13 protein-coding genes are annotated in these 14,040 nt (G+C 60.5%); 10 read left to right on the top strand and 3 right to left on the bottom strand.

Annotation, left to right across the window (positions count from 1 at the left end; translation table 11 throughout):
• Positions 1 to 99 precede the first annotated feature (99 nt).
• From tauA to tauD, 4 genes are read left to right on the top strand one after another with little or no spacing between them, the layout of a single operon-like run.
• Positions 100 to 1,077, top strand: a complete 978-nt coding sequence (gene tauA, locus J3P90_RS01385; protein WP_434675732.1) for a taurine ABC transporter substrate-binding protein — start codon at positions 100 to 102, stop codon at positions 1,075 to 1,077.
• Between the two features lie 19 nt (positions 1,078 to 1,096).
• The gene (gene tauB / locus J3P90_RS01380) at positions 1,097 to 1,891 is read left to right on the top strand and encodes a taurine ABC transporter ATP-binding subunit (RefSeq protein WP_434675731.1); all 795 of its coding nucleotides are present in this window, start codon (positions 1,097 to 1,099) and stop codon (positions 1,889 to 1,891) included.
• Positions 1,888 to 2,727, top strand: a complete 840-nt coding sequence (gene tauC / locus J3P90_RS01375; protein ID WP_434675730.1) for a taurine ABC transporter permease TauC — start codon at positions 1,888 to 1,890, stop codon at positions 2,725 to 2,727. The genes tauB and tauC overlap by 4 nt, the downstream gene beginning before the upstream one ends.
• A gap of 48 nt (positions 2,728 to 2,775) precedes the next feature.
• Positions 2,776 to 3,618: a taurine dioxygenase gene (tauD, locus tag J3P90_RS01370; RefSeq protein ID WP_420766439.1), complete on the top strand. Its 843-nt coding sequence runs from the start codon at positions 2,776 to 2,778 to the stop codon at positions 3,616 to 3,618.
• Positions 3,619 to 3,804: 186 nt separating this feature from the next.
• Here tauD and mgrA read toward each other — a convergent pair whose 3' ends face one another.
• Both mgrA and J3P90_RS01360 read right to left on the bottom strand, forming a co-directional pair.
• Entirely contained in the window at positions 3,805 to 4,842 is a 1,038-nt protein-coding gene (mgrA, locus tag J3P90_RS01365; RefSeq protein WP_434561220.1) for an L-glyceraldehyde 3-phosphate reductase, read from the bottom strand.
• Positions 4,843 to 5,048: 206 nt separating this feature from the next.
• Positions 5,049 to 5,939 (bottom strand): LysR family transcriptional regulator, encoded by an 891-nt coding sequence (locus J3P90_RS01360; RefSeq protein WP_434561222.1) that lies wholly within the window; start codon positions 5,937 to 5,939, stop codon positions 5,049 to 5,051.
• 125 nt (positions 5,940 to 6,064) lie between these two features.
• Here J3P90_RS01360 and J3P90_RS01355 point away from each other — a divergent pair, with 125 nt between their 5' ends.
• Positions 6,065 to 6,805 carry an SDR family oxidoreductase gene (locus J3P90_RS01355; RefSeq protein WP_434675729.1) on the top strand — a complete coding sequence of 247 codons (741 nt, stop codon included), beginning with the start codon at positions 6,065 to 6,067 and terminating at the stop codon, positions 6,803 to 6,805.
• A 120-nt stretch (positions 6,806 to 6,925) separates the two neighbouring features.
• On the opposite strand, the gene betT is transcribed toward J3P90_RS01355, so the two are convergent.
• On the bottom strand, positions 6,926 to 8,887 hold the full coding sequence (gene betT / locus J3P90_RS01350) for a choline transporter BetT (protein ID WP_434611683.1): 1,962 nt from the start codon (positions 8,885 to 8,887) through the stop codon (positions 6,926 to 6,928).
• A 389-nt stretch (positions 8,888 to 9,276) separates the two neighbouring features.
• Here betT and J3P90_RS01345 point away from each other — a divergent pair, with 389 nt between their 5' ends.
• The 5 genes from J3P90_RS01345 to J3P90_RS01325 all read left to right on the top strand — a co-directional run bounded on the left by J3P90_RS01345 (position 9,277) and on the right by J3P90_RS01325 (position 13,901).
• On the top strand, positions 9,277 to 10,269 hold the full coding sequence (locus tag J3P90_RS01345; protein ID WP_434675728.1) for a D-cysteine desulfhydrase: 993 nt from the start codon (positions 9,277 to 9,279) through the stop codon (positions 10,267 to 10,269).
• Positions 10,270 to 10,472: 203 nt separating this feature from the next.
• Complete coding sequence (gene tcyJ, locus J3P90_RS01340) at positions 10,473 to 11,273, top strand: cystine ABC transporter substrate-binding protein (RefSeq protein ID WP_434608375.1); 801 nt, start codon at positions 10,473 to 10,475, stop codon at positions 11,271 to 11,273.
• Entirely contained in the window at positions 11,273 to 11,938 is a 666-nt protein-coding gene (gene tcyL, locus J3P90_RS01335; RefSeq protein ID WP_420766445.1) for a cystine ABC transporter permease, read from the top strand. The genes tcyJ and tcyL overlap by 1 nt, the downstream gene beginning before the upstream one ends.
• 3 nt (positions 11,939 to 11,941) lie before the next feature.
• Positions 11,942 to 12,703 carry an L-cystine ABC transporter ATP-binding protein TcyN gene (tcyN, locus tag J3P90_RS01330; protein ID WP_420766446.1) on the top strand — a complete coding sequence of 254 codons (762 nt, stop codon included), beginning with the start codon at positions 11,942 to 11,944 and terminating at the stop codon, positions 12,701 to 12,703.
• A 436-nt stretch (positions 12,704 to 13,139) separates the two neighbouring features.
• Entirely contained in the window at positions 13,140 to 13,901 is a 762-nt protein-coding gene (locus tag J3P90_RS01325) for a hypothetical protein (RefSeq protein WP_434675727.1), read from the top strand.
• Positions 13,902 to 14,040 lie beyond the last annotated feature (139 nt).

Below are 14,040 nucleotides of genomic sequence, written 5' to 3'. Positions count from 1 at the left end.
CAGATAAGCTAATGCGAAAAAGTTATTTATTTTAGAGTTCTTAGATCGTTTAGTCTCCTCCAACGCCGACTCTCCGGCGGCTGGTTGAGGAGCTTTACCATGTCTTTGAGTTTCCCCCTTCGCCTTCTCGCAGCCGCCTCCCTGGCCGCGGCGAGTTTTTTCGCACAGGCAACCGACCTGACCGTCGCCTACCAGACCACCGTGGACCCGGCGAAAGTCGCCCAAGCCGATGGCGCGTATGAAAATGCCACCCAGGCCAAGATCGCCTGGCGCAAGTTCGACAACGGCGCCGATATCATCGCCGCCATCGCCTCGGGCGATGTGCAGATCGGCTACCTCGGCTCCAGCCCGCTGACCGCCGCGATCACTCGTAAGGTGCCAGTAGAAACATTCCTCATCGCGACGCAGATCGGCGCCGCCGAAGCCTTGGTGGCCCGTGACGGCTCCGGCATCAAGACCCCGCAAGACCTGATCGGCAAGAAGATCGCCGTGCCGTTTGTTTCCACCGGCCATTACAGCCTGCTCGCCGCGCTGAAACACTGGAATATCGACCCATCGAAAGTCACCGTGCTCAACCTCGCCCCACCGGCCATCATCGCGGCGTGGAAACGCGGCGACATCGACGCCACCTACGTCTGGGACCCAGCCCTGGGCGTGGCCAAGGAAAACGGCAAGGTGCTGATTACCTCTGCGGAACTGGCGCAATTTGGCGCACCGACCTTCGACGCATGGATCGTGCGCAAGGACTTCGCCCAGCAGCACCCTGAAATCGTCACGGCTTTCGCAAAAGTCACCCTGGATGCCTATGCCCAATACCGCAAGGACCCACTAGCCTGGCTGGCCGATGCGTCCAACATCGACAAGCTGGTGAAGCTATCCGGGGCCAAGGCCAGCGATATCCCGCTGTTGTTGCAAGGCAACGTATTCCCCCTGGCCGCAGACCAGGTGCTGAGCCTCGGCGCCCCAACCACCCAGGCGATAACCAACACCGCCGCGTTCCTCAAGGAGCAAGGCAAGGTCGAAGCCGTACTGCCGGATTACGCACCGTACGTCAGCGCCAAGTACATCACTCGCTGATCAAAAAGGAGACACCGAAATGGCCTTGCTACAGCTGGAGCGCATCAGCGCACAGTACCCCGGCGCCACGAAACCGGTACTGGCGGATATTTCGTTGACCCTGGGTCCACAGCAGTTGCTGGTCGCCCTCGGGCCATCCGGCAGTGGCAAGACGTCGTTGCTGAACCTGATTGCCGGGTTCGTCGAGCCCAGCGCCGGGCAAATCACCTTGGACGGCGTGCCAGTGTCAGGCCCGGGCGCCGAACGTGGCGTGGTGTTCCAGGACGATGCGTTACTGCCTTGGCAGGACGTGCTGGCAAACGTCGGGTTTGGCCTGGAACTGGCCGGGGCCGCGAGAGAAAAACGCGAGGCTAGCGCCCGGGAAATGCTTGCCTTGGTGGACCTGGCCGGGTTCGAAAAGCGTCGCGTCTGGCAGCTGTCTGGCGGTCAGAAGCAACGCGTCGGCCTGGCCCGCGCGCTGGCGGCCGATCCACGGCTACTGTTGATGGACGAACCGTTCGGAGCCCTGGACGCCTTCACCCGCGAGCAGATGCAGGAACTGCTGCTGCAGGTCTGGCAGCGCACCGCCAAACCGGTGTTCCTGATTACCCACGACATTGAAGAAGCCGTGTTCCTGGCGACCGATCTGATTTTGCTGGCGCCCGATCCCGGGCGGATCGTCGAGCGGCTGAGCCTGGATTTCGGCCACCGCTACGGCGCTGGCGAATCGGCCCGGTCGATCAAGTCCGATCCACGCTTCATCGAGACCCGCGAGCACGTGCTTGCTAGAGTGTTTTCCCAACGCAGCGCCACTCGACAACAGGAGCGCGCATGAGCAGCTATGAAATTCCAGCCGTGGCCGGCGATGCCGTGAATTCGCACGCGGCCGCACCCGCTCGACGCAGGCTGAGCACACGCTGGATCAGCGGCCTGACATTGGTGGTGTTGCTGTTTCTCTGGTGGGCGATCACCGCCACCGGGCTGATCGAACCGCTGTTCCTGCCGCCGCCCTTCGCCGTGCTGCAGAAGGGTTGGCTGCTGGCAACCAGCGGCTACATGGACTCGACACTCTGGCAACACCTGGGCGCAAGCCTCGGCCGGATTGGCCTGGGCCTGTTGTTCGCGGTGCTGACAGCGGTACCGGTGGGCATCGCCATCGGCGCCAATCGTATTGCCCGTGGCGTGCTCGATCCGCTGATCGAGTTCTATCGGCCGATCCCTCCCCTGGCTTACTTGCCGCTGATCGTGATCTGGTGCGGCATCGGCGAGCTGTCGAAAGTCCTGCTGATCTACCTGGCGATCTTCGCCCCGATCGCCATCGCTACGGCCACCGGCGTGCGCACCGTCGACCCGGCCAGATTGCGCGCCGCGCAGTCCCTGGGCGCCTCGCGGACGCAATTGATTCGTCATGTGATCGTACCCAGCGCCTTGCCCGACATTCTTACCGGCATACGCATCGGCCTGGGCGTGGGGTGGTCGACGCTGGTCGCCGCTGAACTGATCGCAGCCACCAGCGGCCTGGGATTCATGGTGCAGTCGGCGGCGCAATTCCTGGTCACCGATGTCGTGGTTCTGGGAATCCTGGTGATCGCAGTGATCGCCTTCGCCATGGAGATGGGCCTGCGCGCCCTGCAACGCAAACTGGTGCCATGGCACGGCCAGGCTCACTGATACGCAATGACCACGCCGACCATTCGGCGCCCATCCGAGAGAATCAAAATGAGCCGCCCGACCATTACCCCTTTAAGCATTGCCCTCGGCGCGCAGATCAACGGGATCGACATCAGCCAACCGCTGAGTCCGCAAGACCGGGATTTCGTCGAGCAGGCATTGCTGGAACATCAGGTACTGTTTTTCCGCGACCAGCCGATCGAACCACCGCAACAGGCACGTTTCGCGGCGTATTTCGGTGACCTGCACATCCATCCGATCTACCCCAACATACCGGAGCAGCCTGAAGTGCTGGTGCTCGACACCGCCGTCACCGACGTTCGCGATAACGCGGTGTGGCACACCGACGTGACCTTCTTGCCGACACCCGCCCTGGGCGCGGTGCTCAGCGCCAAGCTGCTGCCGGCGTTTGGCGGCGACACGTTATGGGCCAGCGGCATTGCAGCCTACGAAGCGTTGTCGGCGCCGTTGAAAAGTTTGCTGGAAGGTCTGACAGCGACCCACGATTTCACCCGTTCATTTCCGCTGGAGCGCTTCGGCAACTCGCCTGAAGACCTGGTGCGTTGGGAGGAAGCTCGGCGCAAGAACCCGCCGTTGTCCCATCCAGTAATACGTACTCATCCAGTGAGCGGCCGCCGCTCGCTGTTCGTCAACGAAGGCTTTACCACCCGAATCAACGAGCTATCGGAAACCGAAAGCGAGGCGATCCTGAAACTGCTGTTCGCCCACGCCACCCGACCGGAGTTCACCGTTCGTTGGCGCTGGCAGGCCAACGACGTGGCGTTCTGGGATAACCGCGTGACCCAGCATTTCGCCGTGGACGACTACCGTCCCGCCCGGCGCGTGATGCACCGGGCGACGGTGTTGGGGGATGTGCCGTTTTTCAGGTGAGTGCCTTGCCCGAATGGTTTTCCGGGGTAACGCATATCCCCGTGGCGAGGGAGCTTGCTCCCGCTCGACTGCGCAGCAGTCGCAAAACCTGTCCCACTGCTTTTCCTGATACGCAGCGTTGAATGGGTTTGGGGCCGCTTCGCGGCCCAGCGGGAGCAAGCTCCCTCGCCACAGGGGTGTTCGGTGTTACTCCGCCGTCGAAGGCTTCTCCCACAGGTTAATCCCACCCTCCTGGGCAAACCGGTCGATCTCGGCCAGTTCTTCGGCGCTGAAGTTGAGGTTCTGCAACGCCCCGACGTTCTCGACGATCTGCTCCGGCCGGCTCGCGCCGATCAGGGCCGAGGTGACACGTGGATCGCGCAGCGTCCAGGCCAGGGCCATTTGAGCCAGGCTTTGGCCGCGACGCTGGGCGATTTCGTTGAGGGCGCGGACGTGGGCGATATTTTCATCCGACAGATGCGACGCTTGCAACGAGCCACCGCCCGGACGATTCACCCGCGCATCGGCCGGAATGCCCTTGAGATACTTGTCGGTCAGCAGTCCCTGGGCCAGCGGCGTGAAAGCGATGACGCCAGTGCCGAGTTCCTCGGTAGCGTCCAGCAGGTCTTTTTCCACCCAGCGATTGAGCAGGTTGTAGGCCGGCTGGTGGATCAGCAGCGGGACTTTCCATTCCTTGAGCAGCGCGGCCATTTCCCGGGTCTTCACGCCCGAATACGAAGAGATGCCTATGTACAAAGCCTTGCCCTGTTGAACGGCTGTGGCGAGGGCGCTGGCTGTTTCCTCCAGTGGCGTGTCGGGATCGAAACGGTGGGAGTAGAAAATGTCCACGTAATCCACGCCCAAGCGTTGCAGGCTCTGGTCGAGGCTGGCGAGCACGTATTTGCGCGAACCGCCGCCCTGTCCATAAGGGCCGGGCCACATGTCCCAGCCGGCCTTGCTGGAGATGATCAGTTCATCGCGGTACTGCTTGAAATCTTCACGCAACAGCCGACCGAAATTGATTTCGGCGCTGCCGTAGGGCGGGCCGTAGTTGTTGGCGAGGTCGAAATGGTTGATGCCCAGGTCGAATGCCGTGCGCAGCAAGGCTCGCTGAGTATCGATCGGCGTACTGTCGCCGAAGTTGTGCCACAAGCCGAGTGACAGGGCCGGAAGCACCAGCCCGCTGCGCCCGACGCGGCGATAGGGAATGGACTCGTAGCGGTTTTGCGCAGCGGTGTAGGTCATCGAAAAGGCTCTCTGTGCGAACGGCGAGTGGCAGAAGCTAACATTTCACAGACGCATCGGTCAGGCCGAAAGTTCGCATGGCAGGTGTGGAGCGAGCTTGCTCCGGGCGGCGATCCGACGATAGCGGTGGATCTGCCAACAAATCATCGACAGGTATGGCCTCATCGCGAGCAAGCTCGCTCCCACAGAGACCCGATAGCCTAGCCTTAACGCGCCTGCGCAAACACCTGGGCCACCCAATCCACGAATACTCGCACCCGTGGCGACATGTGTCGGTTGTGCGGATAGAGCACCGACACTGGCATGGAAGGTGGTGGAGTCGCGGCGAGGACTTCCTGGATCAGACCCTGCCGGATCGGCTCCTCCATCCGGTAATGCGGGCATTGGATCAGGCCCATCCCGGCGATGGCCGACGCGGCGTAGATTTCCGCGCCGGACACTGACAACGTGCCCCCGATCGGCACTTCCTTGAGTTCGCCCTCGACCATGAACTCGAACGGATACAGCTTGCCGGTACTGCGCGAGACGTAATTCACCGCTTTGTGATGTTTCAGATCCGCGAGGCTTTTCGGCTCACCGTGCCGGCGAAGGTAAGCAGGACTGGCGCAAGTGATCTGCCGAAGATTGGCGACGCGCCGGCCAATCAATGACGAATCCGCCAACGTGCCGGAACGCACGACGCAATCAACGCCTTCGGCAATCAGGTCGACGAAACGATCCGCCTCGCTGATGAACAATTCTATTTCGGGGTAGCGAGCCATGAATTGCGGCAGCGCCGGGATCACGAAATATCGCGCCTGGGTTCCGTGCAGGTCCACCCTCAGCTTGCCTTTGGGCGCCACGCCGCGAAACGCCAGTTCGGCTTCCTCCAGCTCGGCCAGCAACTGCACGCATCGCGGGTAATAGGCTTCGCCATCAAGGGTCGGGCGTACCTTGCGGGTGCTGCGCTCCAGCAAACGCACCCCCAACCAGGCCTCGAATTGATTGAGCGTGTGGGTCAGCGTCGCCCGGGGCATGCTCAAATCTTCAGCGGCCAGGGTGAAACTGCTGCGCTCGTATATGCGGACAAATACCCGCATGGCCTTGACCTGATCCATCGGAATCCTGCGCCCTGATTGTTGAGAGATATTGAACAGTCAAGGCAACTTTCCTGCATTTATCGCCAAGAGTAAACATGTGAATCTGGCTTCAACCTACCACGACATCTCAGGGGATTCTTGCCATGACTGTTCCAAACTCCAAAGTTGCCATTGTCACCGGCGCCTCGCGCGGCATCGGTGCAGAGATTGCCAAGCAACTGGCCACTGACGGTTTCGCCGTCGCCGTCAACTTCGCCAGCAGTGCCACCGAAGCCTCCAGGCTGGTCGTGCAGTTGCGCCAGGCCGGTCACCAGGCCATAGCGGTGAAGGCCGACGTGTCGGTTGCCGCCGATGTCAGCCGGATGTTCGATGAAGTCGAAGCACAGCTGGGCAAGGTCGATGTGGTGATCAACAACGCAGGCATCCTCCAGGTCATGCCCTTGGCACAGCACAGCGATGAGCTGTTCGACCGCACGTTTGCAATCAATACCCGGGGCACGTTCAACACCTTGCGCGAAGCCGCGACCCGGCTGAACGACGGCGGCCGAATCGTGAATTTTTCCAGCAGCACCGTGGGCCTGAACCTGCCTGGCTATTCGGTGTACATAGCCAGCAAGGCCGCGGTGGAGTCGCTGACCCAGGTGTTTGCCAAGGAACTGCGCGGTCGCCAGATCACGGTCAATGCCGTGGCCCCGGGGCCGGTCGCCACCGAGCTGTTCATGCACGGAAAAAGCGAAGAGCAGGTGCAGCACTACGCGAAGATGCCGCCCTTGGAGCGCCTCGGCCAGCCGGAAGACATTGCCAGCATCGTGTCTTTCCTGGTCAGCCCGGCTGCCGGCTGGGTGAACGGGCAGATCCTGCGGGCCAATGGTGGGCTGGTCTGATCGCCGCCCGGAGCAACCTCGCTCCCACAAGGGAATCCTTGACCTGTGGGAGCGAGCCTGCTCGCGTTGGGGCCGGTGGTGCCAGACCCTAAGCTCGTTGACGCCGTCCTTGGGCTTAGCTCAGCGCACCAGATGCAAGAACTGCATATGGCGTTCGTACTGATCGAGGATGTCGTTGATGACCTGCTCCTTGGAGTAGCCCACCAGGTCGTAATCCTGGCTGCCTTCGCTCAGGTGCACCTCGGCTCGGTAGTAACGCCGGTTGTTGATTTGCTTGGAGCCCATGCCGCCCCGGGCGAAGGACGGCGTGAAGTAGCCGCGCATCTGCACCTGGTAGATGAACGGATGCTGCTCGCCGTGGCCGATCTCCAGGCTGACGCTGTCGTTGGCCGGGTCTGGCTGGGTCATCACCGCCAGGCCTTTTTCAGCGAACACCGCTTTCACTTCTTCGATGGCAGGGCGCACCGTGGTGTCCAGGAAACGGTACACCTCGTCCCGGGAAGGGAAATGCACCGCCTGGCTCAGACGCTGGCGCCAGCCGCCCGTGCCCCGGCGAGATCCCGCCACCGGCGCGAGGGAATGCAATTGCGCAATCTGCTTCTGGGATTCGAGATAGAACGCCTTGTGCAGCCCCCACATCATCAGCAAAAGAATCATGGAGAACGGCAACGACGTCAGCACCACCGCTGACTTGAGCGCATCGATGCTGCCGGAAAACAGCAAGGCACTGGTCACCAGGGCGGTCATCGCCCCCCAGAACACACGCAGCCATTTCGGCCCGTCTTCATCGGGGCTGCCACCCTTGGCAGACAATGTCGAAAGCACCACGGTGCCTGAATCGGCGGACGTGACAAAAAACACGAAGCTGATAAACACCGTGACCGCGATCACCGTCTTGCTCCACGGATAGGTTTCCAGCAGCAGGTAAAGGCTCATCGACGGGTTCTCCAGGGCGGACATGCCCAAGGCACTCATGCCATGGTTCAGTACCTGGTCGAGGGCACTGTTGCCGAAGATCGACATCCACGCCAGGGTGAAACCCAGTGGAATCAAAAGCACGCCAAACACGAATTCGCGGATCGTACGGCCACGGGAAATCCGTGCGATAAACAGCCCCACGAACGGCGACCAGGCGATCCACCACGCCCAGTAGAAAACGGTCCAGCCGCCCAACCAGTCACTGGGCTTGTTGTAGGCGTACAGGTCGAAACTTTTCATCGGCAGCGCGCCGAGGTAGTCCCCCAAATTCTGAATCAGCGTGTTGAGCAGGTGCTGCGTCGGCCCGGCAAACAGCACGAACAGCAACAGCGCGCAGGCCAGCAGCATGTTGATGTCAGACATGACCCGCACACCTTTATCGACACCCGCCACGGCGACGATGATTGCCGCCCCCATCATCAGTACGATCAGGCCAACCTGAATCCACTGCGTGTGGGCGATGCCGAACAGGTAATCCAGCCCGGAATTGAGGTGCAGCACTCCAAACCCCATGTCCGCACCCAGGCCGAACACGGTCGCGATGATGCCGAAGCCGTCCACTGCATAACCGATCGGGCCATTGATGCGCTTGCCGATCAGCGGGTACAACGCCGACCGCAAGGCCAACGGCAAGTTGTGCCGGTAGGCGAAGTACGCCAGGGCCATGCCGACGAATGCAAAGACGCCCCAGCCGTGCAAGCCCCAGTGCAGGAATAGGATCTGCATGGCCTGGCGCGCCGCATCGGCGGTGCCGGCCTCCCCTTGGGGGGGCTGGACCAGATGGGTCAGCGGCTCCGAAACGCAAAAGAAGAACAACGTGATGCTGATCCCGGCGGCGAACAACATGCCGGCCCAGGACAGGTAACTGAACTCGGGTTCGTCGTGGTCGGCTCCGAGCTTGATCTTGCCGTAGCCGGACAATGCAGTGACTACCACGAAAATCAGATACAGGGTCATCGCCAGCAAGTAATACCAACCGACCGTGTTGGCCGCCCAGTTCTGGGCCGCCAGAAGCCACGCGCCGGCCTGCTTGGGCAGCGTGATGACAACCAGGCCGAACAGCAGGATGAAGGTCGCCGAGAAATAAAACACTGGCGGATTCATGCGGACCAGGCCGCTGGGTGGGAGGGACGAAGTGCTCATGGACAGAGCACCTCGCGAAGCGAAGCAGCGATGTGTACAAACGGACTCGGCAAAGGCAAGCCTCCTGTTGTGAGCGGGCAGCAAACCAATGGTTTAACTTGAATGAACGTTCAAGTTAAACATGAATAGGGAACTAGAGACTAATCGCCGGGCTAAATGGCACGTTTCATACACTAGCCTATGGCTGGGTATGACGTTGCCTGGCGCGCATTCGTTCAGTGTTGCCTCGAACCCTGTGGAAGCTTACAAACCCTTCTTCATCTCCATTCACGCCGGGTCGAAGATTGCTGGTTGCCGCCCGAATATCCACATGCCTATAGTCCGACATCGCCTACAACCAGTACGGACTCATGATCAAAGAACAGCTGTCCCGCTTTCATCGTCTCGACCTGCTCGGTCATCCGACACCGCTGGAAAAACTTGAACGCCTCTCCCAATGGCTCGGCCGCGAGGTCTACATCAAGCGCGACGACCTGACGCCCTTGGCACTGGGCGGCAACAAGCTGCGCAAGCTTGAATACCTGGGCGCCGACGCGTTGGCCCAAGGTGCCGACACCCTCATCACCGCGGGCGCGATCCAGTCCAACCATGTCCGCCAGACGGCTGCCTTGGCCGCCAGGCTGGGCCTGGGTTGCGTGGCGCTGCTGGAAAACCCCATCGGCACCGACGACAGCAATTACCTGGGTAACGGCAATCGACTGCTGCTTGACCTGTTCGACGCGAAAGTCGAATTGGTGGATAACCTGGAGAACGCCGACGATCAATTGCAGGCCCTCGCTGGCCGCCTGCGCAGCAACGGGAAAAAACCCTACCTGGTGCCGATCGGTGGTTCGAACGCCCTCGGCGCACTGGGATATGTCCGTGCTGGGCTGGAGCTGGCCGAACAGATCAAGGACACCGGTATCGATTTCGCCGCCGTCGTGCTGGCCTCGGGCAGTGCCGGAACCCACAGCGGCCTGGCGCTGGCCTTGAGCGAAAGCCTGTCCGCGCTTCCGGTCATTGGCGTGACGGTTTCCCGTAGCGAAGAAGATCAATTCCCCAAGGTCCAGGGCCTGGCCGAACGCACGGCGCAGCTGTTGGATGTCGCCGTCCCGCAAGCCTTCAAAGTGAACCTGTGGGATGAATACTTTGCTCCCCGCTACGGCGAACCCAGCGCCGGCACGCTGGCGGCGGTCAAGCTACTGGCGAGCCAGGAAGGGCTTTTGCTCGACCCGGTCTACACCGGCAAGGCCATGGCGGGCCTGCTCGACGGCATTGGTCGCGACCGCTTCGACGAGGGCCCGATCATCTTCCTTCACACCGGTGGTGCGCCGGCATTGTTTGCCTACAACGCGGCGTTTTGAGGTCCAGAAAACAATCCATGTGGTTATATAGGGAGGATTTAATATTATTTTCCAACCTATAAAAGCCACCCTATAGTCTCGCCGCAGGCGCATTTGCCGCGAGACGTCTTGGCTGCTTTAAGGCAGGATGTGGCAATCTTTTCGGAGCGCGGCGACGCCTTTCCATCCAAACGATGTCTTCTAAGAAAACACAGGGGCTTGTCATGAATTTTTCCGCATTACGTCGCAACCTGCTGGTGGGTTCGCTGGGCCTGGTACTGGGCGCCGGCCTGCTGGGGCAAGCGGTTGCCGGTGAGCAACTGCAAAACATCAAGGACGCTGGTGAAATCAAGATCGGCCTGGAAGGCACGTACCCACCGTTCAGCTTCGTTGACGCCGACGGCAAGCTGACCGGTTTCGAAGTGGAATTTTCCGAAGCCCTGGCCAAGGAGCTGGGTGTGAAGGTCAAGCTGCAGACCACCCCATGGGCAGGCATCCTCGCGGCACTGGAATCCAAGCGCCTGGACGCTGTGGTCAATCAGGTGACCATTTCTGAAGAACGCAAGAAGAAATACGACTTCTCGGAGCCGTACACTGTTTCCGGCATTCAAGCGCTGGTCCTGAAGAAGAAAGCCGACGAGCTGAACATCAAGAAAGCCGCTGACCTGGGCGGTAAAAAAGTCGGCGTTGGCTTGGGCACCAACTACGAACAGTGGGTCAAGGCCAACGTGCCTACCGCCGATGTACGCACTTACGAAGATGACCCGAGCAAGTTCCAGGACCTGCGCGTTGGCCGCATCGACGCCATCCTGATCGACCGCCTCGCCGCGCTGGAATACGCCAAGAAAGCCGAGGACACGACCGCCGCCGGCGAAGCCTTCTCTCGCCAGGAGGCCGGTATCGCCCTGCGCAAAGGCGAGCCTGAGTTGTTGGCCGCCGTGAACAAAGCCATAGAAAAACTGCGCGCCGACGGCACGCTGAAAAAACTGTCGGAAAAATATTTCAACGCTGACGTCACCCAATAATGGAAGCAGCTCTTCAACTCGCGTTGGACTCCGCGCCCTTCCTGCTCAAGGGCGCGTATTACACCGTCATCCTCAGCCTGGGCGGGATGTTCTTCGGCTTGTTGCTGGGGTTCGGCCTGGCGCTGATGCGCCTGTCTCGTCTCAAGGTGGTCAACTGGATAGCCCGCGCCTACGTGTCGTTCTTTCGCGGCACGCCGTTGCTCGTGCAGTTATTCCTGATCTATTACGGGTTGCCGCAGCTGGGGGTCGAGCTGGACCCGCTTCCAGCGGCGCTGATCGGTTTCTCGCTGAACATGGCGGCCTATGCCTGTGAGATCCTGCGGGCCGCCATCAGCTCCATCGAGCGCGGCCAGTGGGAAGCGGCGGCGAGCATCGGGATGACCCGTGCCCAGACTCTGCGTCGGGCCATTTTGCCGCAAGCCGCGCGTACGGCCCTGCCACCGCTGGGCAACAGCTTCATCTCCCTGGTCAAGGACACCGCGCTGGCGGCGACTATCCAGGTGCCGGAGCTGTTCCGTCAGGCGCAATTGATCACCGCCCGTACCTTCGAAATCTTCACCATGTATCTTGCCGCCGCGCTGATCTACTGGGTTCTCGCCACCGTGCTTTCGCACTTGCAGAACGTATTGGAAGCTCGGGTCAATCGGCACGACCAGGAGTCCTGACCCATGATTGTCGTGGAAAAACTGACAAAGCAGTTCAAGGGCCAGGTGGTGCTCAACGGCATCGACTTGAAGATCGAAGAAGGCGAAGTGGTTGCGATCATCGGCCCCAGCGGTTCGGGCAAGACGACCTTCCTGCGCTGCCTGAATTTCCTCGAAGAGCCCAGCAGCGGTCGGATCAAGGTCGGCGACATCGAGATCGATGGCAGTCGCCCTTTGAACCAGCAGCAGGGCCTGGTGCGTCGTTTGCGCCAGCAGGTCGGTTTCGTGTTCCAGAACTTCAATCTGTTCCCCCACCGCACCGCGCTGGAGAACGTCACCGAAGGCCCGATCGTGGTGAAAAAGACGCCCCGTGCCGACGCCGAAGCGCTGGGTCGCAAACTGTTGGCGAAAGTCGGCTTGGCCGGCAAGGAAAACGCCTATCCAAGGCGCCTGTCCGGTGGCCAGCAACAGCGCGTGGCAATCGCCCGGGCGCTGGCGATGGAACCGGCGGTGATCCTCTTCGACGAGCCCACCTCGGCCCTCGACCCGGAACTGGTGGGTGAAGTATTGGCAACCATTCGTGGCTTGGCCGAAGAAAAACGCACCATGGTCATCGTGACCCACGAGATGGGCTTCGCCCGGGATGTGGCAAACCGCGTGGTGTTCTTCGACAAAGGCGTGATCGTTGAACAAGGCGAAGCCAAGGCATTGTTTGAAGCACCGAAAGAAGAGCGTACCCGACAGTTCCTCAGCAAGTTCCTCTCAGCAGGACACGGCACGCACTAAAGCAGCACAATGTCGTTACTTCCAAGGATGGAAGTAAGACAACTTGCAACATCCCTCATCCAAAGCAAAACGTGAACTTCCCGCCTTTACTTATCCAGCCAAGTTAGAAAGTTATTCAGTCGCGCCTCGACTGAGATCAGCCTATCCGCACCCTGCAAAGCCTCGAACCCCAACGCCCGAGGAAAAGTACGACCAGAACAACGTATTCTTAACAGCAATGCGTAGGACATTTCTGAAGCCTGACATTATCAACTTTTGCGCAAGCGCTTCTATTGACACTGAAACTCTCCAACCTTTATCTAGACGCAAACAGGCGAAGCGCTTTACTTATCTTCAATAAAAATCAACGAGCATCCTAAAACCAAGTAACGCGGCAATTATTCACGTCTTCGATATTTCCGGAACGTAGTGCGTTTAGACATCAAGGAGAACACCCATGACATGTACGTCGCATACCCCTGAGTTGCCCGCGCCCACCTTGGCCAGCAGCGGCATCAATATCACCAGCGCCGCGCACCTGGAGGTCGTTGTAGCGCCCTATCCCGGCATGGATCCGGGGGATCTGGTCGAATTATTCTGGGACAACTGCTACGTCGGCTCCCGCCTGCTTACAGAATCGGACCTGCGCGCAAGCATTTGCCTGCGGGTACCGGAGAGTTTCATCGTCAACGGGACCTCCCGCGTCCACTACCGCGTCATGCAAATCGGACGCGGGCCGGCGCTGTCCGCGGCGCGACAGGTTCAGGTCAAGCTGGACTGCCCCGGTGGCCAACCGTCGGCCTTGACCGGTGATGAAAACCAGAGCCTGGCGCCGGTGCGGATCCCGGAAACCATCCGCCGCCAAGGCGTGAACCCGAACCAGATCAGACGTGGCGTGCCGGTGACGATCGAGCCCTACCTGAACATGGCCGCCGACGATGCGATTACCGTGCGTTGGGGCGACGTGCGCATGGACCTGCCAAGGATCAAGCCTTGTGAAGTAGGCCAACCGGTCCACGTCTGGGTTCCGCCGGAAGTCATCATGGAAGCGGGCGAGGACCTGCGTCTGGAAGTGAGCTATTGCATCATCGACCGGGTGGGCAACAATTCCCGCTGGGCTCCGCCGCGTACGTTGAAGATCGGTTGCGCCAACCCGTATCTGAAGAATCCGCCGACAGACCTGCTCGTGGCCGCTGAACCGCGACGCCGGGCGCCGTGACGTTTCTCTTCCGTAGTCGTATTTGGAAAGGCCACGGCGGTATCACATCCAGCCTATGGTTATTCCTAAAAGTTAGTTCAAAAATAATATCTACGCGTTTAGGGTATATAAACCGGACCACCGGACATTCTTGATTTTG

This window comes from Pseudomonas sp. D3-10 (assembly GCF_051132175.1).
In the GTDB taxonomy this organism is placed as follows: domain Bacteria; phylum Pseudomonadota; class Gammaproteobacteria; order Pseudomonadales; family Pseudomonadaceae; genus Aquipseudomonas.
The sequence above is the reverse complement of the archived record's forward strand: the minus strand, read 5'-3'. Positions and strand labels throughout refer to the sequence as shown.

Coding starts and splice junctions, on each gene's coding strand:
- tauA (WP_434675732.1), top strand. CDS start 100: ATGTCTTTGAGTTTCCCCCTTCGCCTTCTCGCAGCCGCCTCCCTGGCC.
- tauB (WP_434675731.1), top strand. CDS start 1,097: ATGGCCTTGCTACAGCTGGAGCGCATCAGCGCACAGTACCCCGGCGCC.
- tauC (WP_434675730.1), top strand. CDS start 1,888: ATGAGCAGCTATGAAATTCCAGCCGTGGCCGGCGATGCCGTGAATTCG.
- tauD (WP_420766439.1), top strand. CDS start 2,776: ATGAGCCGCCCGACCATTACCCCTTTAAGCATTGCCCTCGGCGCGCAG.
- mgrA (WP_434561220.1), bottom strand. CDS start 4,842: ATGACCTACACCGCTGCGCAAAACCGCTACGAGTCCATTCCCTATCGC.
- J3P90_RS01360 (WP_434561222.1), bottom strand. CDS start 5,939: ATGGATCAGGTCAAGGCCATGCGGGTATTTGTCCGCATATACGAGCGC.
- J3P90_RS01355 (WP_434675729.1), top strand. CDS start 6,065: ATGACTGTTCCAAACTCCAAAGTTGCCATTGTCACCGGCGCCTCGCGC.
- betT (WP_434611683.1), bottom strand. CDS start 8,887: ATGAATCCGCCAGTGTTTTATTTCTCGGCGACCTTCATCCTGCTGTTC.
- J3P90_RS01345 (WP_434675728.1), top strand. CDS start 9,277: ATGATCAAAGAACAGCTGTCCCGCTTTCATCGTCTCGACCTGCTCGGT.
- tcyJ (WP_434608375.1), top strand. CDS start 10,473: ATGAATTTTTCCGCATTACGTCGCAACCTGCTGGTGGGTTCGCTGGGC.
- tcyL (WP_420766445.1), top strand. CDS start 11,273: ATGGAAGCAGCTCTTCAACTCGCGTTGGACTCCGCGCCCTTCCTGCTC.
- tcyN (WP_420766446.1), top strand. CDS start 11,942: ATGATTGTCGTGGAAAAACTGACAAAGCAGTTCAAGGGCCAGGTGGTG.
- J3P90_RS01325 (WP_434675727.1), top strand. CDS start 13,140: ATGACATGTACGTCGCATACCCCTGAGTTGCCCGCGCCCACCTTGGCC.